Origin of the sequence: Cellulosimicrobium sp. AB352 (assembly GCF_049538415.1) — a bacterium.
In the GTDB taxonomy this organism is placed as follows: domain Bacteria; phylum Actinomycetota; class Actinomycetes; order Actinomycetales; family Cellulomonadaceae; genus Cellulosimicrobium; species Cellulosimicrobium funkei.
Window position 1 is genome coordinate 163,792 of record NZ_JBMVFX010000003.1, and the last position, 25,145, is coordinate 188,936.

Below are 25,145 nucleotides of genomic sequence, written 5' to 3' on the forward strand. Positions count from 1 at the left end.
CCGGAGGGGGTATCACGTCCCGAACTCCGCTACGCCTGGCCGCGCGCTCGGCGGCCCGGCCCAAGGCCCGAGAACCTAAAGGACGGCGGCGCCGATCAGCCTCTTTCCAGCATTGGAGCTCGCAGCAGACTTTCCTCGGGATCACAATCGGCACCGACCACGCGGAGATCGTCTCGGGCACGTGGACCTACAGCAAGGCACTCCGGTCGCGTGGCCGACACTCGAAGGTGTACGCCATGCCCCACCTCGATGGGGCGGTCGTCCAGGGAGACGTCGGGTTCGGGGAGCTGTGGGCTGCGAACGTCGCTCACGCTCCGAGTCGCTGCTCTCCATGGATGACATCAATGAGTGCGGCCAGGCGGCGATCAGGGACTCTCCGGAGGCGCTCGACGACCAGCGTGAGGATCCACTCGGGGAGGCACTCGCGCTGCACCCCGTTCCCGTCTCTCGACGACTTCCAGCCAACCGAGGTATTTGGGCCGTTTGTGCATCGGTCCCAGCCGGCACGCGACCATCGGATTACGAGTTCGGGCGGTACCGGAAGGCTCTGATGAACGACCGCACCCGGTACCCGGACGAGGTGACCCGCGAGCGGGTGGAAGCGGCGCACCGTGCCAACCTCGCTGGTGTGGAGTCGCTTCCCGTCGGGATCTACCACCCAACGACGGGACGAGGGCTGGGTTGCACTCGCCGAGCACAGCCGCGCGACTCGTTCGACGTTGGCCGCACAGTCGAAGTTCAAGGTGCTTGTCGGTGGCGAACTGCACCACAAACGGCTCAAGCGTGGGAGTGTCACGACTCGGATCATCCACACGTTTAACGACTCGGGGGACGAGTTCGCGGCCATCATGGGCGGCACCCTGCACCCGGTTGGGCAGCAGGGCCCGCGCCCGTACGGGAGCGAGAAGACGTACAGGGAGTGCTGCATTGCGCGCGAGGAGAACGAACCCTCCTGGTGCGGCGTCCCGCTCATGCGCAAGGACTGCTGCGCGCTCGGGCCTGGCGCACCGATGAGCGCTTCGGACGCCGCCGCGTCAGGATGTGCTCATGCCTGGGGAGTGCACGACGGAGGACGTCAACGCTGGCGTCCGCGAAGCGACCCGGCTCGGGATCAAGGTCGACATGTTCGTTTCCAAGTGGCGCAACAGGTTCCCGAAGTTTGCCATCGACGGCGTCCTGAGCCGCGACTCTCAGGGCCTGTCGCTGAGCCTCAACGGTGACGCGCCTGTCGCGGCGCAGGCCTGGGTGCTGCGACAGGCGATCAAGGAACTCGACCGCGAACCTGGAGGACCAGGCTGGGACCCCGGGTCTGCCCCGGACAGCTGGATCCGCCCACTCGTAGCCCCCGGAGTGACAGCACGATGCCCTCGGCTCGCCTGGACGGCGGGTCGGAGCATCCGCTGATGGGTCGAGGCCGCCGCCGGCGGGTGAACTTGGGGCTCGGACAAGATTGCCACGCGAGGGCGGCGCCGTCGCAGCCCGTTGTGCACTAGCATCCCGGGCATGGTAGGGGAGCAATCGCACCAGAAGGGCGAGGACGGCGTCCGCAGAGCGAAGAAGTGGCTTGATGCGACCACTCGCGTCCAAGCCAGCTGGACTGCCTATGATGACACTGCCTCAGGAAAGCTGGAATTTGTCTGGCCCTATGGCGGAAATCAGTATTCCTACGACCTCGGCGGAGTGCTCGCCGGTGGCGACTATCACTTGCAGCACTTCTTGGCAGAGTCTAAGAAGTACGACGATGCCAGCGACCAGGGCACCCACTTTGACAAGTTCCTCGCTCAGAGCTACGTGACGCTTGATACGGACGGTCGTATGGCGGACCATTTCATGTGGATAACTTGGGCGCCGTTTCGTATAACCACGTGGACATCGCTGTTCTCCACGGGCAAGATTGAGGATGCGCTCCTCAGCGACGTGAATCGCCAAAGGGTCTTCGGGGGCGTTGACGTTGAAACCGCTCGGTCTCAAATCGACCGAGATCTAGCCGAAGAGGTTTCTCGGCGGATCTGGGTCATCGTCCTATCGGATAAGCAGGAGACGCTGGTCATTAGTGATGACGAGCGTGCGCAAGTGGTCGCTCGCCGCATCGCGTCAGGGAGATGAACCAAAATGTCGACTGTAGTCTCGCATGAACCGATCAAGAACGTTTCAATAGAGACGATCAAGAGAAGTGTTGCTGACAATTTGGCCAGCGCGGACCGATCCGCAGTGGTGCGGACAACCGAGTTCTTTAACAATACGTACGCGCCCGACCTTGTTCTCGAATGGCCTCGTGAGAAGACCGTCCGATACGTCTATCTGCGAACCAGTGCGAACCCCGACTACTTGCTAGATGACCTCACATATGTGCGATCCGAACGGCCCATCCTCATGCCTCTTTCGGAGTCTCGGCCGAACGCCGACGAGGGTGTTCGGGACGAGGTACTGACTGAAACTGCGCGTGAGGCCCGCACGCTTATCGCAGAGCCGCAGGGGTTCTCGCGAATGGCAGCGCGACAGATCGATGAACCTGTTATCGAACTGGGCTCACGGTCCCTGCTGCAGGGCGGCGCTGGAGTCGTTAGGCCGGATCAGGCCGATGACTTTGCGAGCGATCTCGCCCTTGGGTTTGTCGGGGCCCAACTCGGCGAATCTGACACGACTCGGTCTGCCGTCAACGCTGCCGAGGCGTACTTGGATCTGGCCCACGCGGCAGAGGTGACCAGTTTCCTCCAGGCAGTGTGGGTTGGGTCTGGTGCTGACGGTGTCAGCTTTCCGGGCGCCACTTCCCTCAGTGCCAGCCCCAGCGACATTGGCCTTGACTTGCTGCTTCGCACAATAGATATTGATGACCCAGAATTTTGGGCGCGCATTGCGAAGAACCTAACTTTGAGTCAGCTGCTTGGCCTCAGCGAGGCCTCAAACGGCAAGAATCTTCAGTTCCTTATGAAGGCTGCGGCGAAACGCCTGCGCGCGAAGGCGGCGCGTGTGGTGCCCGAGCCTGAGGGGACGGCACCATACGAGTGGTTCGTCAGGGATGGCGTGGTTGGACTGGGCCTTCCGGGCGCGGCTGCCATCTTCGCGCCTAATCGAATCGACGAGTTTCAGATTGCTGGATTGCGATCGAGCGTTTCTGCCTCGACGCTCAAGGACCGAGCCAAACGAGCCGGGATCACGCTCTCGGAGATCAAGCTATCTGTGGGTTCTCGCAGGCTTGACTATGCCGCTGAGGATGGTTCGGACATTTCAAAGGATGATGTTCTGGACAATCTCGAGAGTGCGCTGGGTGGTGCGACCATCGTCCAGTCGGCGACTTCGCTGGTGGGGTCGCGCGAAATTCGCTCGGACTTCGGGTCTGGTACCGCTGCCGGCAGGACCAGCGCGGTCTTTTATCTACAAGATTTGGTGGAGTCGGGACTGCCGCTCCTAGCGAATATCGACCGTGTGGCGAGTGACGAGATACGGCAGGCGATCGGACACGTCGACACTGGCCCAAATGTTCTCCCATGAGGCTCTCCTTCTCGCAATGGCGTCAGAGGTCGTGTCTCCACGTCGATGGTCCGGCGCTGGTTGCGCGAGCAGGTCGACCGGGGCGGCGAGACCGGGCCCTGGCTGGTCGACAACGACCTCGCGGAACGCGCACGACCCCACTTCGCTGCGAGGTCGGCTAAGCGAGCCGCGGACCGCAGCACTTGCGTGGTCGACAGTTGCGACCGGGTGGATGTTGCGCGGGAGATGTGGCGGATGCATTACGACCGGTGGGGTCGGCACGGCTTGACGGATCGGCGTGGTGGTGCGGACCACCAGCGCGCAAAGACGCACTGCCTCCGCGGTCACGAGTACACAGAGGAGAACACCATCGTGCACCCCTCCGACGGTCGGCGACGTTGTCGTGCATGCCGAGCCCGCGTGGCTTCCGAGCGAGCCTGAACGCCGGCGCTACGCTCGTGCCATGGCTCTGTATGGTGAACTTTCGGACCTGGTAGCGGCAGACACTGATGTCATATACCACTACACCGACGCCGGCGGCCTCTTGGGGTTGATCCAGGGGGGCGAGCTCTGGGCCACCGAATCCCATGGCATGAATGACCTGGCAGAAGTTCGCCAAGGCGTGGAGTACATCAATGATTGGCTGAACCGGCAGTCATCTAGCCTACCCTTTCTGGACTACCTCAAGGAAGCTGCGGAGGTTGGCATCCACGAACTAACTACCGCATTTATGTGCTGCGCCTCTACGCGTCCCGACGATGCAAATCAATGGAGGCTGTACGCAGATGGGGGCCGTGGCTATGCGGTTGGACTGGACCCTAGCGTCCCCCTAAGCGTGCTCACCGAACACGGGCCCCTGGAAGTCCCGGAAGGTGTTTCGGAAATAAGACGGGCAATGCGCCAATTCGAAGATGTCGTCGAAATTTCGCCCTGGCAAAAGGTGCTTTACGCCAAAGAGAGACGTGAAGAAGCCTTGGAGCTCTTTCTTAGACAGGCTGCGACGGAGTTCGAGAAGTTTGAGCGCACAGTTGACGACCTGGCGTCATCGTCCGGCAATGTTGATGATTATATGGCTGAGCGAGACGGCGCGAGGCAGATGCTGCTTTCGTCATTCGCGGGCGACCTCGCGGCCATAGCAACCCTAATCAAATCGCCAGGCTTCTCTGGCGAACATGAAGTTCGCACAATCGTGACGGCGTACGGTTCTCGCCATAGTATGTTCCGCCCGAGCCGATATGGCGTCGTCATGTACCAGCGCATCGGGAGGAGTGTTCCAGGCACGAAAATGGAAGCTCGCTGGGAGGTGCGTCGCGGTATCGCCAAGGGCTCGTCGGGCGAGCCGTTGCCGGTCATCGATGTGACAATGGGTCCCCTTCTAGATCACGACCACAATGCCGCGACCGTCAGGTCGTTATTGGTGCGAGGCGGAGTAGGGGCCGAGGTGTTGGCGTCTCGAGTGCCGCTCCGCTAGCCCGCGAACTCTCGCTTCCGGCGTCATGTCTCGAACGCGGCGATCGTTCGGCTGAACGTGCGGTGCATCGGGCTGGCGGTTGCCGCAGCTCCTCCTTGGCTGAGCCCCGGACGCAAAGTGCGTGGGCGACTCTCTGTTCAACGCGATAGTCGATTCCGTCGCTGGTGCGGGCGGGCGCTGGGCGTTGCCCGGGCGGCATCATGGCGCCCAAGATAGGACACGAATTGGTCTTCTCAAACCCGACGTATCCATTTGCATGCTTAGATGCCAAATGGCGCCATGAAGGCTAGGTCGAGCCCGTGCCGAGCGCCCAAGGGACTCCCGATGTGCCGGGCGATGATGGCACCATCGCCGGTATGGAAAACGACCCGGCTGAGACCGCCGTACCTGTCGCCCTCTTCGATGCGGGAGAGTTCGGACGCCGCATCGGCATGTCAGAGGACTGGGTGCGACGCAAGGCGAGGGGCATTCACCACCACCGCATTGAACGACTCCTCAAGTTTTCCGACGAGTCCGTGGAGGACTTCAAGATGCGGACCGCGGTGCAGGCAGCTGACCCGTTGCGGCGCACGGGTAGGTCCCGCAACAGCCGTCGGAAGTAGTCCGCAGGGAGTCCGCAAGAGGACCACAAGCGTCCCGTGTCGGTCAACGGTGCCCAACGTGGAGAGTGGCGGAATCCCAACGCTCCAACGCGTACGATGGCCACCGCGGACCGCCCAAATTTCCGTCGATACAACCCGGCGTACAGACCGACTCGTCCGCATCGCACCGCCCGACCTGAGACAGCGGCACGTCCTCTGGTGACGTGACGATCGACGCTGGCGGCGATCACGACTCAACGGCGTCGGGAGGTTGTGCCCTACCCGCTGGCGCTGACGGTCCCCGGACTGGGGTGAGCCCGGCGCGGACTCTTCCACTCCGCCCACGCCGGGCTCTGCGACAGAGGTTCGGCCGCCTCGCATCAGAGACGGCGCGAGCCGGGCACCTTCACGCGTTCCCGGCCCGCGTCGTGTCGAAGGTCGTCAGCCGCCTCTGAACGGCTAAGGCGCCCTGAGCTGCCCTGCTTCGTCGAAACCCAGTCGGGCGGGCGGTGTCTCGCGCGTTCGCAGCAGTTCGTCGATGTGGGTCATCAGGAGAGCGAAGCCCGCCCAACGCGGCTCTCGTCCGGGCCAGAGCACTTCGACGTCCTCGGCGACCGCGTCGAGGAAGCGGTTCAGGTCCTCGTCGTCGACGTCCAGGACGATCGGCGGGGCGTAGTGCCTGTCGTCCCAGCGGTGGATCTGCGCTCCGTCGGTGGTGACGCGCACGTCGTTGCCGTCGGAGGCCGACTGGAGGGCGAACTGCTCGACGGTTCGGGTGGTCATGAACTCGCAGGATAGGTGGTGATGATGTTCTTGGAGACCCTGGCCACGACGACGTAGGCATACTTCACCGCGCGCACTCGATCGCTGCGGTCGCGAATCTGGATCTTTGTCTTGTAGACGTAGGTGTCGTTCTTGCTCTCGTACCAGACGTGGGCCGGGGACCTCAGCGCCTCGTTGATCGCCCAGTCCGTGAACGTGCGCCAGCTGGAGCTGCCGCCCATCATCGCCAACATCTCCCACTGGGTGCGGTGCCGATCCGCGACGTGGCGCAGACCCCAACTCGGCGAGCCGCACCGCAGGTACGACTTTCCAGACGAGAAGCCAGCACGCGCAACACGCTGGAACGTCCGGACGAGCTTGGTGTTCTTGTCGAAGACTCCGCACGCGGCCCACGTCGCCTGCGGCGAAGGGAGCGTCGGTTCAGTGCCGCCCCTCGGCGGCAGGAGAGGAATGGCCTTCGGGTCGAACCTCTGAACGGTGAGCCCGTCCCCGCCCGGAACGGCGAGGGTGTAGTCCTCCGCGACCGGATCGAGGCCGGTGTAGTCGAGCGGCATGTACTCGCCGTCGCCGACAGCGATCTCGTCATCCTCGGTCGTCGAGGCGGCAACCGGTGCAGCTGTGGCGCTCACCAGCCCGGTTCCAACCAGCACCGCTACCAAGACACCGGTGGTGCCGACTCGCAGCAGCTTACGTACGTTCATGCTTGTCCCCCTTCTTCGCGCACACCATGGGGCGCGTGGGCGTGAAGCATGGCACCCCCGGGGACCGCCGGGAAGGTGCGCCGTTCGTGATGTCGATGACCTTCCGCAACAGGGTGCGTTCACGGTATGCAAGCCGCCACGACATGCGATGGAGGGGCGCCGAAGGCGCAGGTGGTCACGGACCGAGGCAGGAAGACGAGGCGACCAGGACGCCCATCGCGGGTGCCCTGGTCACGTCAGTCGAGGTCCGTCCAGACCCGCTCGATGCTGTAGTCGACATAGCGGGTGACGCGGCGACGGGCTGTCCTTGAAGACGCAGTAACCAGGCGATGCGTCGCTGTACGCGGTAACTCCGGCGTAGGGCGGCGGGTGCAGCACGTTCCCGCATCCTCCTCTTGTCGAGGGGACGGCGCGGGGGTGGGTGCGCAGATGCGCGACCCGCTCGGTGGTCGCCGTGCCCGGCTCGACGGTGGTTCCCGACGTCGGTGTCTTGCGCGTCCCAAACGTCACCGACGAGCTCGACGCCGCACCGATCCTCCACGAACGCGCTGCTGGTCCGAGCGCCCCGCCGTGCGGGGCGTCGCGACAGTGCGCAACGTCGCGCGTGGACCCACGACTCCCCTCGAGCGGAGAACGAGATGGGACGACGCACAGCCGCGCCGGACCGCCGTCGGTCGATCGTCGCGACGGCTCTGCTGTGGTGCCTGGTGGTGGCCCTCCTGGTGGTGCCGTCCGCGCCGAGCGCGACGGCCGCGCCCCGGCCCCGGTCCCGGCCTCCCGCCGTCGGGCCCGGGGGAGCCGCCCGCCGGCGCGGTGCCGGGCTCGCACCCGGCCGCCCCGGGGCCGTCCGCGGGGCCCTCGTACGCCCTCGCCGTGACGGGCGCCACGACCGCCGGCCTGGCTGCGCTCGCCGCCCTCCTGCTCGGCCTCGGGACGCTGCTCGTGCGCGGGCACGCGAGAGCCGCGCGCGGCCCGGGCGGGCTCGGGCCGCGGCGCCCGCGAGGCGGCGGGACGGCGTGAGCGCCGCGGTGCGGCGTTAGGCTGTCGTGCCGCACCCGCCGCGGAGACGCCGGTCCGCCGGCTCGTCCGCCCGCCCCTCCCGGCACCACCGGGAGGACGGACCCCGTCCTACTCGTGCCGAGGAGCACCATGTCGCACCACGACTCGCACACGCCTCCGCTCGCCTACGTCATCGCCGGTTCCGAGGCCACCGGCGGCGCCGGCATCCAGGCCGACCTGAAGACGTTCCAGGAGCTCGGCGCCTACGGCGTCGGCACGCTCACGTGCATCGTCTCGTTCGACCCGAAGAACGACTGGGGCCACCGCTTCGTCCCCGTGGACCCGCAGGTGATCGCCGACCAGTTCGAGGCGGCGACGGTCACGCACGAGCCCTCGGTCGTGAAGATCGGCATGCTCGGCACGCCCGCGACGATCGACGTCGTCGCCGAGTCGCTGCGCTCGCGCACGTGGGAGCACGTCGTGCTCGACCCGGTCCTCATCTGCAAGGGCCAGGAGCCCGGTGCCGCCCTCGACACCGACACGGCGCTGCGCGCGCAGGTCCTCCCGCTCGCGACCGTCGTCACGCCCAACCTCTTCGAGACGCGCACGCTCGCGGGCGTCGAGTCGATCGAGACGGTCGAGGAGCTCGTCGAGGCGGCGCGCAAGGTCCAGGCGCTCGGCCCGCGCGCCGTCGTCGCGAAGGGCGGCGTCGAGCTGCCCGGCCCCGACGCGGTCGACGTCCTGGTCGACGGCGACGAGGTGCACGTGCTGCGCACCCCGAAGATCGGCGAGGAGCGCGTGAGCGGGGCCGGCTGCACGTTCGCCGCCGCGATCACCGCGGAGCTCGCGAAGGGCGCCTCGGTGCTCGACGCCGCGCGCGTCGCCAAGGACGTCGTCACCGCCTCCATCGAGGACCGCGTGGCCTCGAACGCGCCGTTCGACGCGGTGCGGGTCGGCGCGCGCCGCTGACCTCCTGCGGTGCGCCCGGGCTGCGCTCCACGACCCCGGGCCGACCCGTGCTCGACCAGCGATCACCCCTCGGACGTCTCGACGTCCCCTGACGGTCAAGGAATACTCTCGTCACCGTGAACGACCTCTCCCCTTCGGAACTGTCCCCGTCCCCGGGTGCTGCCGACGGCCCCGACCGGGTCTCCGCCGACGTCTCCGACCTCCCCGACGACACCGGGCACGCCGGGCGCGGCCTCGCGCGCCACGACGTCCCGGGCCCGCTGCGCGACGACGTCCGCCTCCTCGGCGGCCTGCTGGGCACCGTGCTGCGCGAGACGGGCGGCCAGGACCTGCTCGACGACGTCGAGCGGCTCCGCGAGCTCTCGATCCGCGCGTACGACGACCGGTCGGACGCGGTGCTCGCCGAGGCCGAGGCGCTCGTCGAGGGCCTGTCCATGGCGCGCGCCGAGCAGGTCGCCCGGGCCTTCACGTGCTACTTCCACCTCGCGAACCTCGCGGAGGAGTACCACCGCGTGCGCGTCCTGCGCGAGCGCGAGGCGGAGTTCGCGACCCGCGCCACGACGCCCGACGACTCGCTGCCCGAGGCGTTCGAGCAGCTCGTCGGCGAGGTCGGGCGCGAGGAGGCGCTGCGCCGGCTGCGTCGCCTCGAGTTCCGCCCCGTGCTCACCGCGCACCCCACGGAGGCGCGCCGTCGTGCGGTCTCCGGCGCGGTGCGGCGCATCGCGACGCTCCTCGACGAGCGGGACGCGCAGCGCCTCGGCGGCACGTCGCTCGCGGAGAACGAGCGTCGTCTCCTCGCCGAGATCGACACGATGTGGCGCACCGCCCCCATCCGCGAGCACAAGCCGTCGGTCCTCGACGAGGTGAAGACGGCGCTCGGCGTGTTCGACGCGACGATGTTCGACACGTTCCCCACCGTCTACCGCCGCCTGGACGACTGGCTGCTGGGCGACGAGGCGGGGCGCGAGGAGCCGCTCGTGCGGCCGTTCGTCAGCCTGGGTACGTGGATCGGCGGCGACCGCGACGGCAACCCGAACGTCACGGCCGACGTCACGCGCCAGGCCGCTGCGATCGCCGCCGACCACGCGCTCGCGGCGCTCGAGCAGCAGGCGCGCGCCGTCGGGCGCAAGCTCACGCTCGACCAGGACGGCACGCCGCCGTCGGACGGCCTGCGCGCCCTGTGGGAGCGTCAGCGCCGGCTCTCGGAGGCGGTCACCGTCGCCGCGTCGGAGGCGTCGCCGCGCGAGCCGCACCGTGCGGTCCTGCTCGTCGTCGCGGACCGCATCGCCGCGACGCGGGCCCGCAACGCCGACCTCGCCTACCCGAACGCCGAGCAGCTCGAGTCCGACCTGCGCGTCGTCCAGGAGTCGCTCGTGGCGGCGGGCGCGCCCCGTGCGGCGTACGGGGACCTGCAGCAGCTCGTGTGGCAGGTCGAGACGTTCGGGTTCCACCTCGCGGAGCTCGAGGTGCGTCAGCACTCCCAGGTCCACGAGGGGGCGCTCGCCGAGATCGCGGAGAAGGGCCTGCACGGCGACCTCTCCGACCGCACGCGCGAGGTGCTCGACACGTTCCGCGCGCTCGGCGCGGTCCAGCAGCGCTACGGGATCCGTGCCGCACGCCGCTACATCGTGTCGTTCACGCAGAAGCCGGAGCACCTGGCCGCGGTGTACGAGCTCGCGGAGCTCGCGTTCGAGGGCTCCGACGAGGCGCCCGTGGTCGACGCGATCCCGCTGTTCGAGACCTTCGCCGACCTCCGGGCGAGCGTCGACATCCTCGAGTCCATGCTCACGCTGCCGCAGGTGCAGCGCCGGCTCGCCGAGAACGGGCGCCGCGTCGAGGTCATGCTCGGCTACTCGGACTCGTCGAAGGACGTCGGCCCGGTGTCCGCGACCCTCGCCCTGCACGACGCGCAGAGCCGCATCGCGCAGTGGGCCGAGCGCCACGACATCACGCTCACGCTGTTCCACGGCCGCGGCGGAGCCCTCGGCCGCGGCGGCGGCCCGGCGAACCGTGCCGTGCTCGCCCAGCCCCCGGGCTCGGTCGACGGCCGCTTCAAGCTCACCGAGCAGGGCGAGGTCATCCTCGCGCGCTACGGCGACCCGACGATCGCGTCGCGCCACATCGAGCAGGTCGCCGCGGCGACGCTGCTCGCGTCGGCGCCGTCGACGGAGAAGCGCAACGCCGAGGCGACCGAGCGCTACCGCGACCTCGCGGCCGCGCTCGACGAGTCGTCGCGCCGCCGGTTCCACGAGCTGGTGCGCGCGGACGGGTTCCCGCAGTGGTTCTCGCAGGTGACCCCGCTCGAGGAGGTCGGCCTCCTGCCGATCGGCTCCCGCCCGGCACGTCGCGGCCTGTCGGTCTCGTCGCTCGACGACCTGCGCGCGATCCCGTGGGTGTTCTCCTGGTCGCAGGCGCGCATCAACCTCGCGGGCTGGTACGGGCTCGGCACGGCGCTGCGCGAGTTCGGCGACCTCGAGCTGCTGCGCGAGGCGCACCGCGAGTGGCCGCTCTTCGCGACGCTGCTGGACAACGTCGAGATGTCGCTCGCCAAGACGGACGAGCGCATCGCCGAGCGGTACCTCGCGCTCGGGGACCGCGACGACCTCGCGCAAGCGATCCTCGACGAGCTGCGCCTCACGCGCGAGCAGGTCCTCGCGGTGACGGAGAACGCGTGGCCGCTCGCGGGCCGGCGCGTGCTGGGCCGCGCGGTCCAGCTCCGCAGCCCGTACGTCGACGCGCTCTCGCTGCTCCAGGTCCGCGCGCTGCGCGGCCTGCGCTCCGGCGCGGAGGGCCCCGTGAAGGACGAGCTCCAGCACCTGCTGCTGCTCACCGTCAACGGGGTCGCGGCCGGCCTGCAGAACACCGGCTGAGGTCCGGCGCCCGCCACGACGGCCGTCACGTCGACCCGAGACCGGGTCCGTGGCGGCCGTCGTCGTCTGGACAGCCGTCCAGTTGTTGAATGAATCCTCAACCATCGCCCCGGTGAACGGCCGTCCACGGGGGCCTGGGTAAAGTCTTCGCCAGAGGCCTACCAGCCGACGCTATCCGTGGGGTACTCTGGCGACGACCGACCACGCCGGAGTCCTGCTGTCGCCCGACGACGTACGAGAGCAGGGGGCCGACAGGTCGGGGCGTCGGGCAGGAGGCGCGGCACTCGTCGGGGTGGGCGAGGCAAGGCGGGACGAAGGGCGGGGCAGTGTTGGTACAGGAGCTCGAACGCAGCGACACCGGGGCAGGGACGGGCGGCATCCGGCTGCTCGAGGAACGCGACGCGAGCGTCGTGGACATGTGGGGCGAGATCGACGTCGCCCTGCGCAGCGAGGCGAGCGCCGCGCTCGCCAACGCTCTTGAACGCGACGTACCCGTGGTCATCGACACGTCCAAGGTGACGTTCATGGACTCGACGGGCATCGCGTTCCTCGTGCAGTTCTACACGATCGGCTCCGAGGAGGGGCTGTCCGTGACGCTGCGCAACCCGCCGACGGTCGTCACGGACGTCCTCGAGATGCTCGGCGTCATCGAGATCTTCGGCACCGAGCACCACGAGGTCAGCCCGGCCTGACGGCACCGGCGAGCCCGGCCCCTCGGGACCGGGCTCGCGCCATGGTCACGATCGTCAGACGGCGTCGGCCGCGAGCGACGCGGCACCCACGATCCCGGCCGCGTTGCGCAGCTGGGCGGGCACGATCGGCGCCCGCAGGTGCAGCAGCGGCAGGAAGTGCTCGTGCTTCTTGCTCACGCCGCCGCCCACGACGATGAGGTCGGGCGAGAACAGGTCCTCGACGACCCCGAAGTAGCGCTGGAGCCGCTCGGCCCACTGCGCCCAGTCGAGGTCCTCGCGGTCGCGCGCGGCGTCGGAGGCCCGGGTCTCGGCGTCGTACCCGTCGATCTCCAGGTGCCCGAGCTCCGTGTTGGGGAGCAGGTGGCCCTCGACGAGGATCGCGCTGCCGATGCCGGTGCCGAGCGTCGCGACGAGCACGACCCCGTCCGCGTCGCGCGCGGCGCCGTAGCGCACCTCGCCCACGCCCGCGGCGTCGGCGTCGTTGACGGCGACGACGTGCCGTCCCGTCTCGCGCGCGACGAGCGCCGGGAGGTCGACGCCCGTCCACGACTTGTCGAGGTTCGCGATGAACCGCACGACGCCGTGCTGGAGCGGAGCGGGGAACGCGACGCCGATCGGCACGTCCTGCGGGAGGTCGTAGGCGCCCACGAGCTCGGCGATCACCTCCGCGACGGCCTGCGGCGTCGACGGCTGGGGGGTGGGGATGCGGTGCCGCTCCTGCGCGAACTCGCCCGTGGCGAGGTCGACCGGGGCGCCCTTGATGCCGCTGCCGCCGACGTCGATGCCGAAGGCGGTGCGGGGGCGCGGGCGGTCCGCGGGGGGTGCGGCGTGCGAGTCCTGGTGGGCGTTCATGGCAGTGTGAGGATCTCCGCTCCGTCGTCGGTCACCAGCAGCGTGTGCTCGAACTGCGCGGTCCGCGAGGCGTCCGCGGTGACTACCGTCCACCCGTCGTCCCACATCCGCCACTCGGACGTGCCGAGGGTGAGCATGGGCTCGATGGTGAAGACCATCCCGGGCTCGATCACGGTCGCGTGGTCGGGCGCCGCGTCGTAGTGCGGCACGACGAGCCCCGAGTGGAACGCGCGCCCCACGCCGTGGCCCGTGTACTCGCGCACGACCCCGTACCCGAAGCGGGCGGCGTAGCGCTCGATGACACGACCGACGACGTTGATCTGGCGGCCGGGCGCGACGGCCTTGATGCCGCGGGCGAGCGCCTCGCGCGTGCGCTCGACGAGCAGCGCCGACTCCGGGTCCACCTCCCCGACGGTGAAGGTGGCGTTCGTGTCGCCGTGCACGCCGCCCACGTAGGCGGTGATGTCGACGTTGACGATGTCGCCCTCGACGAGCTCGGTGGAGTCCGGGATGCCGTGGCACACGACCTCGTTGAGCGAGGTGCACAGCGACTTGGGGAACCCGCGGTAGCCGAGCGTCGACGGGTAGGCGCCGTGGTCGAGGAGGAACTCGTGGCCCACGCGGTCGAGCTCGTCCGTCGTGACGCCGGGGGCGACGTGGCGCCCGACCTCGACGAGCGCCTGCGCCGCGACGCGCGAGGCGACCCGGATGCGCTCGACGGTCGCGGGGTCGTTGACCTCGCTCCCCTCGAAGGGTCGCGGTCCCGGCCGACCCACGTACTCGGGGCGCTCGATCGTCGTCGGGACCTGCCGCTGCGGCCCCACGACGCCCGGCGTCAGGGGACCACGGCGCCCGGGGCGTGGGGGAGCGGCGGCGTCGGGCGGGACGGGGGCGGTGCTCATGGCCGCCAGTCTACGAACGCGCGGGCGCCGTGGGCGGCCGGCCGGGCCGGGATGGGGGAGGATCGAGGCATGAGCACCGGATCACGCTTCAGCGACGACGGCGAGCCCGCGGCCGCGGACGGGTACTACTACGACACGCGCACCGGCGAGGTGCACCGCGGCCCGAGCGCGTCGTGGTCGCACCGCATGGGCCCGTACCCGACGCGCGAGGCCGCCGAGAAGGCCTTGGAGACGGCGCGCGAGCGCACCGACGCCTGGGACGAGGAAGACCGCCGCGAGCGCGAGGAGTGACCCACGCCCCACCGCCCGGCCCGCGCCGGGTGTGGTCGGGCCGTCTCGGCCTGCTCCTCGCCGGGCTGGCGGTGGGCGCGCTGACGTTCCTCGTCGCGCTGCAGGTCCGCGCCGTGTCGGGGGCCGACCCGACGACGGTCACCCCCTCGGGCGGGGCCGTGCCCGCCGCGCCGGAGCCCGCGCCGTCGACGGCGTCGCCCGACCCGACCGCCACGGAGACCGGGCCGGCGCCCCCGCTCGCGGGCGTGACGGTCGCCGTCGACCCGGGGCACAACGGCGGGAACGGGGCGAACCCGCTCGTCGTGAACGCGCCCGTCCCCGACGGCCGGGGCGACACCAAGGCCTGCAACACCGTGGGGACGTCCACGGACTCCGGCTACCCGGAGCACGCGTTCACGTGGGACGTGGCGGGGCGGCTCGCGGGACGCCTGACCGAGCTGGGCGCCGTCGTCGTGCTCACGCGCCCCGACGACGCGGGCGTGGGACCGTGCGTCGACGCGCGCGGCCGGTTCCCGCAGGAGAACGACGCGGACGTGCTCGTCTCGCTCCACGCCAACGGCACGGAGGACCGCCGCGCGCACGGGTTCTTCGCGATCGTGTCCGACCCGCCCGTGGACGAGGCCCAGGGGGAGCCGAGCGTCGCGCTCGCGCACGAGCTCGTGGCCGCGCTGACGGCGGCCGGGTTCGCGCCGTCGTCGTCGGTCGCGGCCGACGACGGCCCCGTCCAGCGGCGCGCCGACCTGGCGACGCTCAACCACGCCGAGCGGCCGGCCGTGATGCTCGAGCTGGGGGAGATGCGCAACCCCGACGAGGCCGCGGTCATGGAGTCGGAGGAGGGGCGCCAGCGTTACGCGGACGCCGTCGCGAGCGGCGTCGCCGCGTGGGTCGCCGACGGCGGTGCGGGCGCAGGGTGACCCGGCGCCCGCACCGGGTGCTCAGCGGGCGAAGCTGTGCGCGTCGTCGGGGAAGGTCCCGCCGCGCACGTCGGCGGCGTAGTCGGCCGCCGCCTGGCCGAGCGCGGCGCCGATCTCGGCGTAGCGCTTGGCGAACCGGGGCGACCAGTCCGTCATCCCGGCCATGTCGGTCCAGACGAGCACCTGGCCGTCGCACGCGGCGCCCGCGCCGATGCCGATGGTGGGGATGCGCAGGATCTCGGTGACGCGCGCGGCCACCTCGACCGGCACCATCTCGAGCACGACCGCGACGGCGCCCGCCTCGGCCACGGCGAGCGCGTCCTCGCTGAGGCGCTCCGCGGCGTCGTCGCCCCGCCCCTGGACGCGCGGGCCGCCGAGCAGGTTCTCGGACTGCGGCGTGAAGCCGAGGTGCCCGACGACGGGGATGCCCGCGTCCGTGAGCGCCTGGATCTGCGCCGCGACGCGGCGGCCGCCCTCGAGCTTGACCGCGCTCACGCCCGTCTCCTTGAGGAACCGGACGCCGGTGGCGAGCGCCTGCTCGGGGCCCGCCTCGTACGAGCCGAACGGCAGGTCCACGACGGTGAACGCGCGGCGCGCGGCGCGCGCGACGGCGCGGGCCGGGGGGATGAGGTCGTCGACCGTGACGGGCAGGGTCGACGCGTGCCCGTGCATCGTGTTGCCGATCGAGTCGCCGACGAGCAGCATGTCGATCCCCGCGTCGTCGAAGATGCGCGCGGTCACCGCGTCGTAGGCGGTGAGCATGGTGATCTTCTCGCCGCGCGTCTTGGCCTCGGCGAGGTGGTGCACGCGGACGCGGCGCGGTCCCGTGCCGCCGGTCGCGGCGGGCTCGGGGGCGGTGTGAGCAGACATGACGGCCTTTCCTGGGTGCGGGAGGGGGCGGACGGCGCGCGGGGTGCCGGCGTCGTCAGGCGAGCGGCTCGCGCCAGCGGTTCGTGATCGGCAGACGGCGGTCGCGGCCGAACGCGAGCGCCGTGACCTTCGGGCCCGGCGGGTACTGGCGGCGCTTCCACTCGGCGCGGTCGACGAGCGTGACGACCTTGTCGACGACCTCGGGGTCGAACCCGCGGGCGAGGAGCTCGGCGCGTCCCTCGGCGTGCTCGATGTAGGCGTCGAGGACCTCGTCGAGCAGGTCGTAGGGCGGCAGCGAGTCCTGGTCGGTCTGGCCGGGGCGCAGCTCCGCCGACGGCGGCTTGGTGATCGACGACTCCGGGATGGGCGGGATCTCGCCGCGGTCGAGCGCGGCGTTGTTGCGCCAGCGCGCGAGCTGCCACACGCGCGACTTGTCGACGTCCTTGAGCGGGGCGAACCCGCCGATGCTGCCCGCGTCGTAGATCGTGGCGTACCCGGTCGCGAGCTCGGACTTGTTGCCCGGCGCGATGACGAGGTGGCCCTCGCGGTTGGAGATCGCCATGAGGATCACGCCGCGCACGCGCGCCTGGAGGTTCTCCTCCGCGACGCCCTCGAGCTCGAGCTCGCCCTGGAACGCCTCGACCATGGGCGCGATGGGCTGGACGCGGTAGTCCGCGCCGAGCCGCTTCGCGAGGTCGGCCGCGTCGTCCTTGCTGTGGTCCGACGAGTACCGCGACGGCATCGAGACGCCGACGACGTTCTCGCCCCCGATCGCGTCCGCGGCGACGGCGGCGGTGAGCGCCGAGTCGATGCCGCCCGAGGCGCCGAGGACGACCGAGCGGAAGCCGTTCTTGCGCACGTAGCCCGCGAGGCCCGTCACGCACGCCCGGTACACCTCCTCGTCCGGGTGCAGGTCGCGGGCGCGCGGCCCGCGCGGGGCGCCGTCGGCGGGGAGCTCCCAGACGAGCAGGTCCTCCACGAACTGCGGCGACGAGGCGACCACCGTGCCCGCGGCGTCGGTGACGAACGAGCCGCCGTCGAACACGAGGTCGTCCTGGCCGCCCACGAGGTTCACGTACGCGACCGGGGCGCTCACCTCGCGCGCGCGGCGCGCGGCGAGGTCCGTGCGGACGTGCCCCTTGCCCTCCTCGTACGGCGAGCCGTTGAGCACGAGCAGCAGGTCGAGCCCGTCGCCCGCCTCGTCGAGCGTCGCCATCTCCGCGACGGGGCCGCCGTCCTGCCAGATGTCCTCGCAGATCGCGATGCCGACGCGGCGCCCCTCGACCTCGACGACCGTCGTCGTCTCGCCGGGCGCGAAGATGCGGAACTCGTCGAACACGCCGTAGTTGGGCAGGTGGTGCTTGTCGTACGCAGCCTGCACGGCGCCGTCGCGCAGCACGACGGCGCGGTTGGTCGGCAGGTCGGCGGGGGAGCCCGAGGCCTCGCGCTCCGCGGCGCCCGCACCGCGCGGCGCGCCCGAGGTGCCCACGGTGCCGAGCACGACGGTGACCGCGCCCAATCCCTCGGCGTCGAGCCGCGCCGCGATGTCCGCGGCGGCGTCCCACGCCGCGCGCCGGAACGACGCCCGCAGCGCGAGGTCCTCGATCGGGTAGCCGGTGAGGGTCATCTCCGGGAAGGCGACGAGCTGCGCGCCCGCGGCCGCGGCCTCCCGGGTGCGCTCGAGGACCAGGGCGGCGTTGCCGTCGAGGTCCCCCACGCACGTGTCGACCTGTGCCAGCGCGACGCGCAGATCAGCCATGCGTCCACCCTAGACGAGCAGGGCGGACGGCTCGTCCGGGGGGCCGCCGCGCGGCACGACGTCCAGGACACGACCGTGTCACCCGTTCGTCACACGGATCAGGCAGGATGTACCGCATGGACAGGCAGCAGGAGTTCGTGCTCCGCACGGTCGAGGAGCGCGACATCCGCTTCATCCGGCTCTGGTTCACCGACGTGCTCGGCATGCTCAAGTCGGTGGCGATCGCGCCGGCGGAGCTCGAGTCGGCGTTCGCCGAGGGGATCGGGTTCGACGGCAGCTCGATCGAGGGCCTCACGCGCGTGTACGAGGCCGACATGATCGCCAAGCCGGACCCGACCACGTTCCAGGTGCTGCCGTGGCGCGGCGAGCGGCACGGCACCGCCCGCATGTTCTGCGACATCCTCACGCCCGACGGCGAGCCGTCCCTCGCGGACAGCCGCAACGTCCTCAAGCGTGCGCTCGCCCGGGCGAGCGACAAGGGGTTCACGTTCTACACGCACCCCGAGGTCGAGTTCTACCTGTTCAACCAGCCGGCCGACGCCGGGTCGCCGCTCGTCCCCGTCGACCAGGGCGGGTACTTCGACCACCTCGCGCGCGGGAGCACGCACGACTTCCGGCGCGCCGCGATCACGATGCTCGAGTCCATGGGCATCTCGGTCGAGTTCTCCCACCACGAGGCGGGGCCGGGGCAGAACGAGATCGACCTGCGCTACGCCGACGCGCTGACGACGGCCGACAACCTCATGACGTTCCGCACGGTCGTCAAGGAGGTCGCGCTCGAGCAGGGCGTGTTCGCGTCGTTCATGCCCAAGCCGATGGCCGACCACCCCGGCTCGGGCATGCACACGCACCTGTCGCTCTTCGAGGGCGACCGCAACGCGTTCCACGAGCCCGGCGCCCAGTTCGAGCTGTCCAAGACGGCGCGCCAGTTCATCGCGGGCCTGCTCGTCCACGCGGCGGAGATCACCGCGATCACGAACCAGTACGTGAACTCGTACAAGCGCCTGTGGGGCGGGGCCGAGGCCCCCAGCTACGTGTGCTGGGGCCACAACAACCGCTCCGCGCTCGTGCGCGTCCCCATGTACAAGCCGGGCAAGGGCAACTCGAGCCGCGTGGAGTACCGCGCGCTGGACTCGGCCACCAACCCGTACCTGGCGTTCGCCGTCATGCTGGCCGCCGGGCTCAAGGGCATCGAGGAGGGCTACGAGCTCCCCGAGGAGACCGAGGACGACGTCTGGGAGCTCACCGACGCGGAGCGTCGTGCGCTCGGCATCAAGCCGCTCCCGCAGTCGCTCGACGAGGCGATCCGCATCATGGAGGGCTCCGAGCTCGTCGCCGAGACCCTGGGCGAGCACGTGTTCGACTTCGTGCTGCGCAACAAGCGCCAGGAGTGGGACGCGTACCGCGCGCAGGTCACGCCGTTCGAGCTGAAGCGGTTCCTCCAGGTCCTGTGAGCGGGTCCACGACGACGTCCGGTCGGTCCGGCGGGTCCCGCCGGCCCACGCTCACGGGTCGGCTCGCGCGGTTCGGCTTCGCCGACATCACGCGTTCGGCCGGCCTGCTCGCGGACCCGGACCTGGCGCTGCTGCTCGACCCGGGTGCTCGGTCCGTCGACGGTCCCGAGGCCGGCGCCGCCGACCCGGCGGGCGTCGTCGACGACGAGCTGCTCGCCGCGTTCGGCCAGGCCGCCGACCCGGACCTCGCGCTCCTGCAGGTCGTGCGGCTCGCGGGCGCGCTGCGCCCCGACGTCGAGGCGCGCGGTGCGCTCGCGGACCTCGCGCGCGGCACCCTGCGGCCCGGCCCGGCGCGCGACAGGCTCCTCGCGGTGCTCGGGGCGTCGGTCGCGCTCGGCGACGACGTCGTGCGGCGCCCCGCGCTGCTCGAGGTCGTCGCGGACCCGGCGCCGGGCACCGGGGTGGCCGCGGGCGACGTGCGGGCCGAGCTGCTGCGCGCCGTGGGCGCCGACCCGGACGCCGCCGTCCCGGTCGCGGCCGAGCCGGGGCCCGAGCGGGTCGACGCGCTGCGCCGCGCCTACCGCGAGCGGATCCTGCGCATCGCGGCGACCGACCTCACCGTCACCGACCCCCTGACGCGCATGCCCGCGGTCGGTGCGGCCCTGGCCGACCTCGCCGCCGCCGCGCTCGAGGGCGCGCTCGCCGTCGCGCGCGCGGAGCTCGACGACCACGGCGCGGGGGTGCGACTCGCGGTCATCGGCATGGGCAAGTGCGGGGCGCGCGAGCTCAACTACGTCTCCGACGTCGACGTGATCTACGTCGTCGAGCCCGCCGACGGCTTCGACGAGGAGCACGCCACGACGGTGGGCGCGCGCCTCGCGACGAGCCTCGCGCGCGTGTGCTCCGGCACGTCCGGCGAGCCCGCCCTGTGGCAGGTCGACGCCGCGCTGCGCCCCGAGGGCAAGCAGGGCCCGCTCGTGCGCACGCTCGCGAGCCACGTCGCGTACTACGAGCGCTGGGCCAAGACGTGGGAGTTCCAGGCGCTGCTCAAGGCGCGCACCGTCGCGGGCGACCGCGAGCTCGGACGCGCGTACGAGGAGGCGATCGCCCCGTTCGTGTGGTCGGCCGCGGGCCGCGAGAACTTCGTCGAGGACTCGCAGGCGATGCGCCGCCGCGTCGAGGCGCACGTGCCCGCGGCGGAGGCCGACCGCCAGCTCAAGCTCGGCAAGGGCGGGCTGCGCGACGTCGAGTTCACCGTGCAGCTGCTCCAGCTCGTGCACGGGCGGTCCGACGACTCGATCCGCAGCCGCAGCACCCTCACCGCGCTCGCCGAGCTCGCCGCCGCCGGGTACGTGGGGCGCGAGCACGCGGCCCGGCTCGGCGTCTGCTACCGGTTCCTGCGCTCGCTCGAGCACCGCATCCAGCTCTTCCGGCTCCGGCGCACGCACCTGCTCCCGACGGCCGACGACGAGCTGCGCCGTCTCGCCCGGTCGCTCGGCATGCGGACCGAGGGCGCGGCGGGTCTCACCGAGCGATGGCGCGCGACGCGGCGCGAGGTGCGCGGCCTGCACGAGGAGATCTTCTACCGGCCGCTCCTGCCGGTCGTCGCGCAGCTCTCGCCGGACGAGGTGAGCCTGGCGCCGGAGGCCGCGAAGGCCCGCTTCGCCGCCATCGGCTACCGCGACCCGGCGGGCGCCATGCGGCACGTCACCGCGCTCATCGAGGGCGTGAGCCGTCGCGCCGCCATCCAGCGCCAGCTCCTGCCCGTGATGCTCGGCTGGTTCGCCGAGGGCGCGGACCCGGACGCCGGGCTGCTCGCGTTCCGCACGCTCTCCGAGACGCTCGGCACGACGCACTGGTACCTCCAGCTCCTGCGCGACTCCGGGTCCGCGGCCCAGCGGCTCGCGCACCTCCTGGCGAACTCGCGCTACATGGCCGACGCGCTCGGCCGGTCGCCCGAGTCCGTGCGCTGGCTCGCGGGCGACGCGGACCTCGTCCCGCGCGGCATCGAGCGCCTCGCGGCGGAGACCGACGCGATCCTCACGCGCGCCGACGAGGTGGAGCCGGCCACGGTAAGCCTGCGCGCCGTGCGGCGGCGCGAGCTGGCCCGCACGGGCGCCGCCGAGCTGCTCGGGGTCGTCGACCCGGTCGACGCCGCGCGCAGCATCTCCGACGCGGCGGACGTCGTGCTCGCGGGCGCCCTCCGGGTCGCGGAGTTCGTGGCGCGCGACGAGCTCGGGTACGACGCGCCGGACCCGTCGTCCGCGCCGGCGCGCCTGCTCGTCGTCGCGATGGGGCGCCTGGGCGGCCGGGAGATGGGCTACGGCTCGGACGCCGACGTCATGTTCGTGCACGACCCGGCGCCCGGTGCGGCCGGCGACGCCGCCCAGGCGTACGCGCTCGCCGCGGCGACGCGGCTGCGGCAGCTGCTGTCCGCCGTCGGGCCGGAGCCCGCGCTGCCCGTGGACGCCGACCTGCGGCCCGAGGGGCGCAACGGCCCGCTCGTGCGCTCGCTCGCGTCGTACGCCGAGTACTACGAGCGCTGGTCGAGCGTGTGGGAGGCGCAGGCGCTCCTGCGCGCGCGGCCCGTCGCGGGCGACGTCGCCGGGCTCGGCGAGGCGTTCATGCGGGTCGTCGACGCGCGGCGCTACCCGGCCGGGGGCCTCGACCTCGCCCACGTGCGCGAGGTGCGGCGCATCAAGGCCCGGGTCGAGGCGGAACGGCTCCCGCGCGGGGTCGAGGCGTCGCGGCACCTCAAGCTCGGGCGCGGGGGAGTGTCCGACGTCGAGTGGACCGTCCAGCTCCTCCAGCTCCAGCACGCCCACGAGGTCCCCGCGCTGCGGACCACGTCCACGGTGGACGCGCTCGACGCCGCGGTCGACGTCGGGCTCGTCGACCCCGACGACGCCGCGACCCTCGGCGAGGCGTGGCACCTCGCGTCGCGGCTGCGCAGCGCGCTCGTGCTGTGGTCCGGGCGCACGACCGGCACGACGGTGGACGTGCTGCCGCACGACCGCTTCGCGCTCAACGGCCTCGCGCGCGTGCTCGACCTGCCGGGCGTGGACACGGGCGCCGAGCTGGAGGAGCACTACCTCCGCACGGCCCGCCGGGCCCGCACCGTCATGGAGCGCGTCTTCTACGGCGAGGACTGACCGCGGGCCGCGCGGGGCGGTCAGATCGTGCGCGGGGCGCGCGCGAGGTTGGCCCGCAGCTCGTCGGCGTCCTGGCGCGCCACGTACGCCGGGCGGTCGCGCTCGACGCGCCACGACTCCGCGAGCGGGCTCGTGTCGACGGTGTCGAACCCGAGCTCGTCGTAGAACCGCTCGACCCACGCGGCGGCCTCGGGGAAGTCGCTCGACGTCGCCAGCGCGCGGCGCCCCGGCGTCCCCGCGGGCGTGCCGTCGGTCGTGATGTGCGCCGACTGGATGTGGTTGAACGCCTTCGCGACCTTGGACGACGGCAGGTGCTCCTGGAGCAGGCCCGACGACGTCGCCTCGCCGCGGTCGAGCGCGTCGACGTGGCCGTCGCGCTCCCAGTAGTAGTTGTTCGTGTCGAGCACGATCTTCCCCGCGAGCGGCTCGACCGGGACGTCGCGGTACGCGTGGAACGGCACCGCCACGACGGCCACGTCAGCGGCCCGCGCCGCCTCCTCCGCGGTCGCCGCGCGCGCCCGCGGACCGAGCTCGGCGACGAGGTCGTCGAGCGTGCGGGGGTCGCGCGAGTTCGCGATGACCACGTCGTACCCCTGCCCGACGGCGGCCCGCGCCACCTGGGAACCGATGTTGCCTGCGCCGATGATGCCGAGAGTCGTCATGGTCATCGACAACGCACCTGCGGCGTCACTATTCCGCACGGCTCGCCGTCCGGGCCGCTGTGGCATCCTGACGTCCGAGAGGGGGCCCCATGATCGATCCGCTGGTCGCCACGTTCGCGATCCTGGCCCTCGCCGTCGTGGGCTTCATGACGAACCGCCTGCCGCTCGTCGTCGTCGCGCTCTTCGTGCCCGTCGCGCTGTGGGCGACGGGCGTGCTCCCGCTCGACGAGGCGCTGGGAGGCTTCAGCGACCCGATCGTCCTCTTCATCGCGTCGCTCTTCGTGCTCAGCGACGCGCTGGACTCCACCGGCGTCACGGCGTGGATCGGGCAGTGGCTCGAGCGGCGCGCGTCGCTCGGGCGCGCGGGCCTGCTCACGCTCATGGTGGGCGTCGCGGCGCTGCTCGCGGCGGTCATCAGCATCAACGGCGCCGTCGCGGCGCTGCTCCCCGTCGCGGTGGTCGCGGCGGCGCGCGCCGGGATCGTGCCGTCGCGCATGCTCGTCCCGCTCGCGTTCGCCGCCGGCGCGGGGTCGCTGCTCACCCTCACGGGCACGCCCGTGAACATCATCGTCTCCGAGGCGGCGGCCGAGGCCGGCGGCCGCGAGTTCGGCTACTTCGAGTTCGCGCTCGTCGGCGTCCCGCTCGTCCTCGCCACCGCGGTGCTCGTCGTGACCCTCGGTGACCGGCTGCTGCCCGAGCGCGTCCCCGAGCACCTCGCCGACACCGCGACCGACCCGCGCGAGCGCGTGCGCTCGTGGCGCGAGAGCTACACGCCCGACCTCGACACGGGCCGCCTGTTCACCGGCGGCACCGGGGTCGTGGAGGTGGTCATCGCACCCCGATCGACCCTCGTCGGGCGCACCGTCAGCCCGGGCATGACGACGCGCGACGAAGGGCTCGTCGTGGTCGCCCTCCGGCGGGGCGAGGCGCACGCGTCGGCGTCCGACGCCGAGCGGGCCTCCGGGACGCTGACCCTCCAGCCGGGCGACGCCGTGCTCGTGCGCGGCCCGTGGGACGCGCTCCACCGGTACACGCAGTCGCCCGACGTGCTCGCGGTCGACTCGGCGCGCAGCCTGCAGCGCGGCGTCCCGCTGAGCCGCGGCTGGCGTCGCTGCCTCGCCGTGCTCGTCGTGACCATCGTGCTGCTCGCGACCGGCGTCGTGCCGCCCGTCATCGCCGGTCTGCTCGCCGCGGGTGCCCTGGTGGTCGGCGGGGTGGTCACCGTGCCGCAGGCGTTCCGTGCGATCTCGTGGGACACCGTCGTGCTCATCGCGGCGCTCATCCCGCTGTCCGCGGCGTTCGTCTCGTCCGGGGCGGCGGAGGCGATCGCCGGGCTCGTGCTCCGGCTCACGGGCGACGGGTCGCCGCGCCTCGCGCTGCTCGTGGTGTGCGTGCTCACGCTCGTGCTCGGGCAGTTCATCTCGAACGTCGCGACGGTGCTCGTCATGGCTCCCGTCGCGGTGTCGTTCGCGCAGACGCTCGACGTGAGCGTGCTGCCGTTCATGATGGCGCTCACGGTCGTGGGCGCGGCCGCGTTCCTCACCCCGATCGCGACCCCCGTCAACCTCATGGTGCTGCAGCCCGGCGGGTACCGGTTCGGCGACTACTGGCGCCTCGGCCTGCCGCTCGCCCTGGTCTTCCTCGCGGCCGCGGTCCTCTACGTGCCGCTCGTCTGGCCGTTCTGAGCCGCGGCCCCTGACCGTCCTGCGGTCGCCGTGGCACGACGTCGCAGGTCGTGGCACGGTATACCGC

20 protein-coding genes are annotated in these 25,145 nt (G+C 71.4%); 13 read left to right on the forward strand and 7 right to left on the reverse strand.

What is annotated here, in order from left to right:
* The first annotated feature begins 1,503 nt into the window (after positions 1-1,503).
* The 4 genes from ACPCUX_RS03700 (at position 1,504) to ACPCUX_RS03715 (ending at position 5,544) form a co-directional block, all read left to right on the forward strand.
* Positions 1,504-2,106 (forward strand): hypothetical protein, encoded by a 603-nt coding sequence (locus ACPCUX_RS03700; protein ID WP_128957482.1) that lies wholly within the window; start codon positions 1,504-1,506, stop codon positions 2,104-2,106.
* Between the two features lie 6 nt (positions 2,107-2,112).
* Entirely contained in the window at positions 2,113-3,492 is a 1,380-nt protein-coding gene (locus tag ACPCUX_RS03705; RefSeq protein WP_128957483.1) for a hypothetical protein, read from the forward strand.
* A gap of 442 nt (positions 3,493-3,934) precedes the next feature.
* Positions 3,935-4,942: a DUF2971 domain-containing protein gene (locus ACPCUX_RS03710; protein WP_423388187.1), complete on the forward strand. Its 1,008-nt coding sequence runs from the start codon at positions 3,935-3,937 to the stop codon at positions 4,940-4,942.
* 356 nt (positions 4,943-5,298) lie between these two features.
* Positions 5,299-5,544 (forward strand): hypothetical protein, encoded by a 246-nt coding sequence (locus tag ACPCUX_RS03715; RefSeq protein ID WP_134724198.1) that lies wholly within the window; start codon positions 5,299-5,301, stop codon positions 5,542-5,544.
* A gap of 438 nt (positions 5,545-5,982) precedes the next feature.
* On the opposite strand, the gene ACPCUX_RS03720 is transcribed toward ACPCUX_RS03715, so the two are convergent.
* Both ACPCUX_RS03720 and ACPCUX_RS03725 read right to left on the reverse strand, forming a co-directional pair.
* Complete coding sequence (locus ACPCUX_RS03720; protein WP_061268594.1) at positions 5,983-6,306, reverse strand: hypothetical protein; 324 nt, start codon at positions 6,304-6,306, stop codon at positions 5,983-5,985.
* A complete protein-coding gene (locus ACPCUX_RS03725) occupies positions 6,303-7,007 on the reverse strand; it encodes a hypothetical protein (protein WP_423388188.1) in 705 nt (234 codons plus the stop codon). Before ACPCUX_RS03725 ends, ACPCUX_RS03720 begins: the two co-directional genes overlap by 4 nt.
* Positions 7,008-7,880: 873 nt before the next feature.
* Here ACPCUX_RS03725 and ACPCUX_RS03730 point away from each other — a divergent pair.
* The 4 genes from ACPCUX_RS03730 to ACPCUX_RS03745 all read left to right on the forward strand — a co-directional run bounded on the left by ACPCUX_RS03730 (position 7,881) and on the right by ACPCUX_RS03745 (position 12,537).
* Positions 7,881-8,027 (forward strand): hypothetical protein, encoded by a 147-nt coding sequence (locus ACPCUX_RS03730; protein WP_423388189.1) that lies wholly within the window; start codon positions 7,881-7,883, stop codon positions 8,025-8,027.
* Between the two features lie 129 nt (positions 8,028-8,156).
* Positions 8,157-8,975 carry a bifunctional hydroxymethylpyrimidine kinase/phosphomethylpyrimidine kinase gene (gene thiD, locus ACPCUX_RS03735; protein ID WP_021483778.1) on the forward strand — a complete coding sequence of 273 codons (819 nt, stop codon included), beginning with the start codon at positions 8,157-8,159 and terminating at the stop codon, positions 8,973-8,975.
* 260 nt (positions 8,976-9,235) lie between these two features.
* Complete coding sequence (locus ACPCUX_RS03740; RefSeq protein ID WP_249355972.1) at positions 9,236-11,845, forward strand: phosphoenolpyruvate carboxylase; 2,610 nt, start codon at positions 9,236-9,238, stop codon at positions 11,843-11,845.
* Positions 11,846-12,171: 326 nt separating this feature from the next.
* A complete protein-coding gene (locus tag ACPCUX_RS03745; RefSeq protein ID WP_021482430.1) occupies positions 12,172-12,537 on the forward strand; it encodes an STAS domain-containing protein in 366 nt (121 codons plus the stop codon).
* A 54-nt stretch (positions 12,538-12,591) separates the two neighbouring features.
* Here the strand turns inward: ACPCUX_RS03745 and ppgK are convergent, their stop codons facing one another.
* Together ppgK and map are read right to left on the reverse strand one after the other, a co-directional pair.
* Positions 12,592-13,389, reverse strand: coding sequence for a polyphosphate--glucose phosphotransferase (ppgK, locus tag ACPCUX_RS03750; RefSeq protein ID WP_021482429.1), 798 nt, complete (start codon positions 13,387-13,389; stop codon positions 12,592-12,594).
* Positions 13,386-14,291, reverse strand: coding sequence for a type I methionyl aminopeptidase (map, locus tag ACPCUX_RS03755; RefSeq protein ID WP_114552959.1), 906 nt, complete (start codon positions 14,289-14,291; stop codon positions 13,386-13,388). The genes ppgK and map overlap by 4 nt, the downstream gene beginning before the upstream one ends.
* Positions 14,292-14,360: 69 nt before the next feature.
* Here map and ACPCUX_RS03760 point away from each other — a divergent pair, with 69 nt between their 5' ends.
* Both ACPCUX_RS03760 and ACPCUX_RS03765 read left to right on the forward strand, forming a co-directional pair.
* Entirely contained in the window at positions 14,361-14,582 is a 222-nt protein-coding gene (locus ACPCUX_RS03760) for a hypothetical protein (protein ID WP_043653514.1), read from the forward strand.
* Positions 14,579-15,496 (forward strand): N-acetylmuramoyl-L-alanine amidase, encoded by a 918-nt coding sequence (locus ACPCUX_RS03765; protein WP_170982170.1) that lies wholly within the window; start codon positions 14,579-14,581, stop codon positions 15,494-15,496. The genes ACPCUX_RS03760 and ACPCUX_RS03765 overlap by 4 nt, the downstream gene beginning before the upstream one ends.
* Before the next feature lie 21 nt (positions 15,497-15,517).
* On the opposite strand, the gene panB is transcribed toward ACPCUX_RS03765, so the two are convergent.
* Together panB and ACPCUX_RS03775 are read right to left on the reverse strand one after the other, a co-directional pair.
* Complete coding sequence (gene panB / locus ACPCUX_RS03770; protein WP_034653916.1) at positions 15,518-16,366, reverse strand: 3-methyl-2-oxobutanoate hydroxymethyltransferase; 849 nt, start codon at positions 16,364-16,366, stop codon at positions 15,518-15,520.
* A gap of 55 nt (positions 16,367-16,421) precedes the next feature.
* Positions 16,422-18,125, reverse strand: a complete 1,704-nt coding sequence (locus ACPCUX_RS03775; protein WP_423388190.1) for an NAD+ synthase — start codon at positions 18,123-18,125, stop codon at positions 16,422-16,424.
* Between the two features lie 116 nt (positions 18,126-18,241).
* Between ACPCUX_RS03775 and glnA the strand changes: the two genes are divergently transcribed.
* Positions 18,242-19,579, forward strand: a complete 1,338-nt coding sequence (gene glnA, locus ACPCUX_RS03780; RefSeq protein WP_021483141.1) for a type I glutamate--ammonia ligase — start codon at positions 18,242-18,244, stop codon at positions 19,577-19,579.
* Positions 19,576-22,731, forward strand: a complete 3,156-nt coding sequence (locus tag ACPCUX_RS03785; protein WP_423388191.1) for a bifunctional [glutamine synthetase] adenylyltransferase/[glutamine synthetase]-adenylyl-L-tyrosine phosphorylase — start codon at positions 19,576-19,578, stop codon at positions 22,729-22,731. The genes glnA and ACPCUX_RS03785 overlap by 4 nt, the downstream gene beginning before the upstream one ends.
* A 20-nt stretch (positions 22,732-22,751) precedes the next feature.
* Here the strand turns inward: ACPCUX_RS03785 and ACPCUX_RS03790 are convergent, their stop codons facing one another.
* Entirely contained in the window at positions 22,752-23,459 is a 708-nt protein-coding gene (locus tag ACPCUX_RS03790) for an NADPH-dependent F420 reductase (RefSeq protein WP_423388192.1), read from the reverse strand.
* 23 nt (positions 23,460-23,482) lie between these two features.
* Here ACPCUX_RS03790 and ACPCUX_RS03795 point away from each other — a divergent pair, with 23 nt between their 5' ends.
* The gene (locus tag ACPCUX_RS03795; RefSeq protein WP_228485379.1) at positions 23,483-25,078 is read left to right on the forward strand and encodes an SLC13 family permease; all 1,596 of its coding nucleotides are present in this window, start codon (positions 23,483-23,485) and stop codon (positions 25,076-25,078) included.
* The last annotated feature ends 67 nt before the right edge of the window (positions 25,079-25,145 follow it).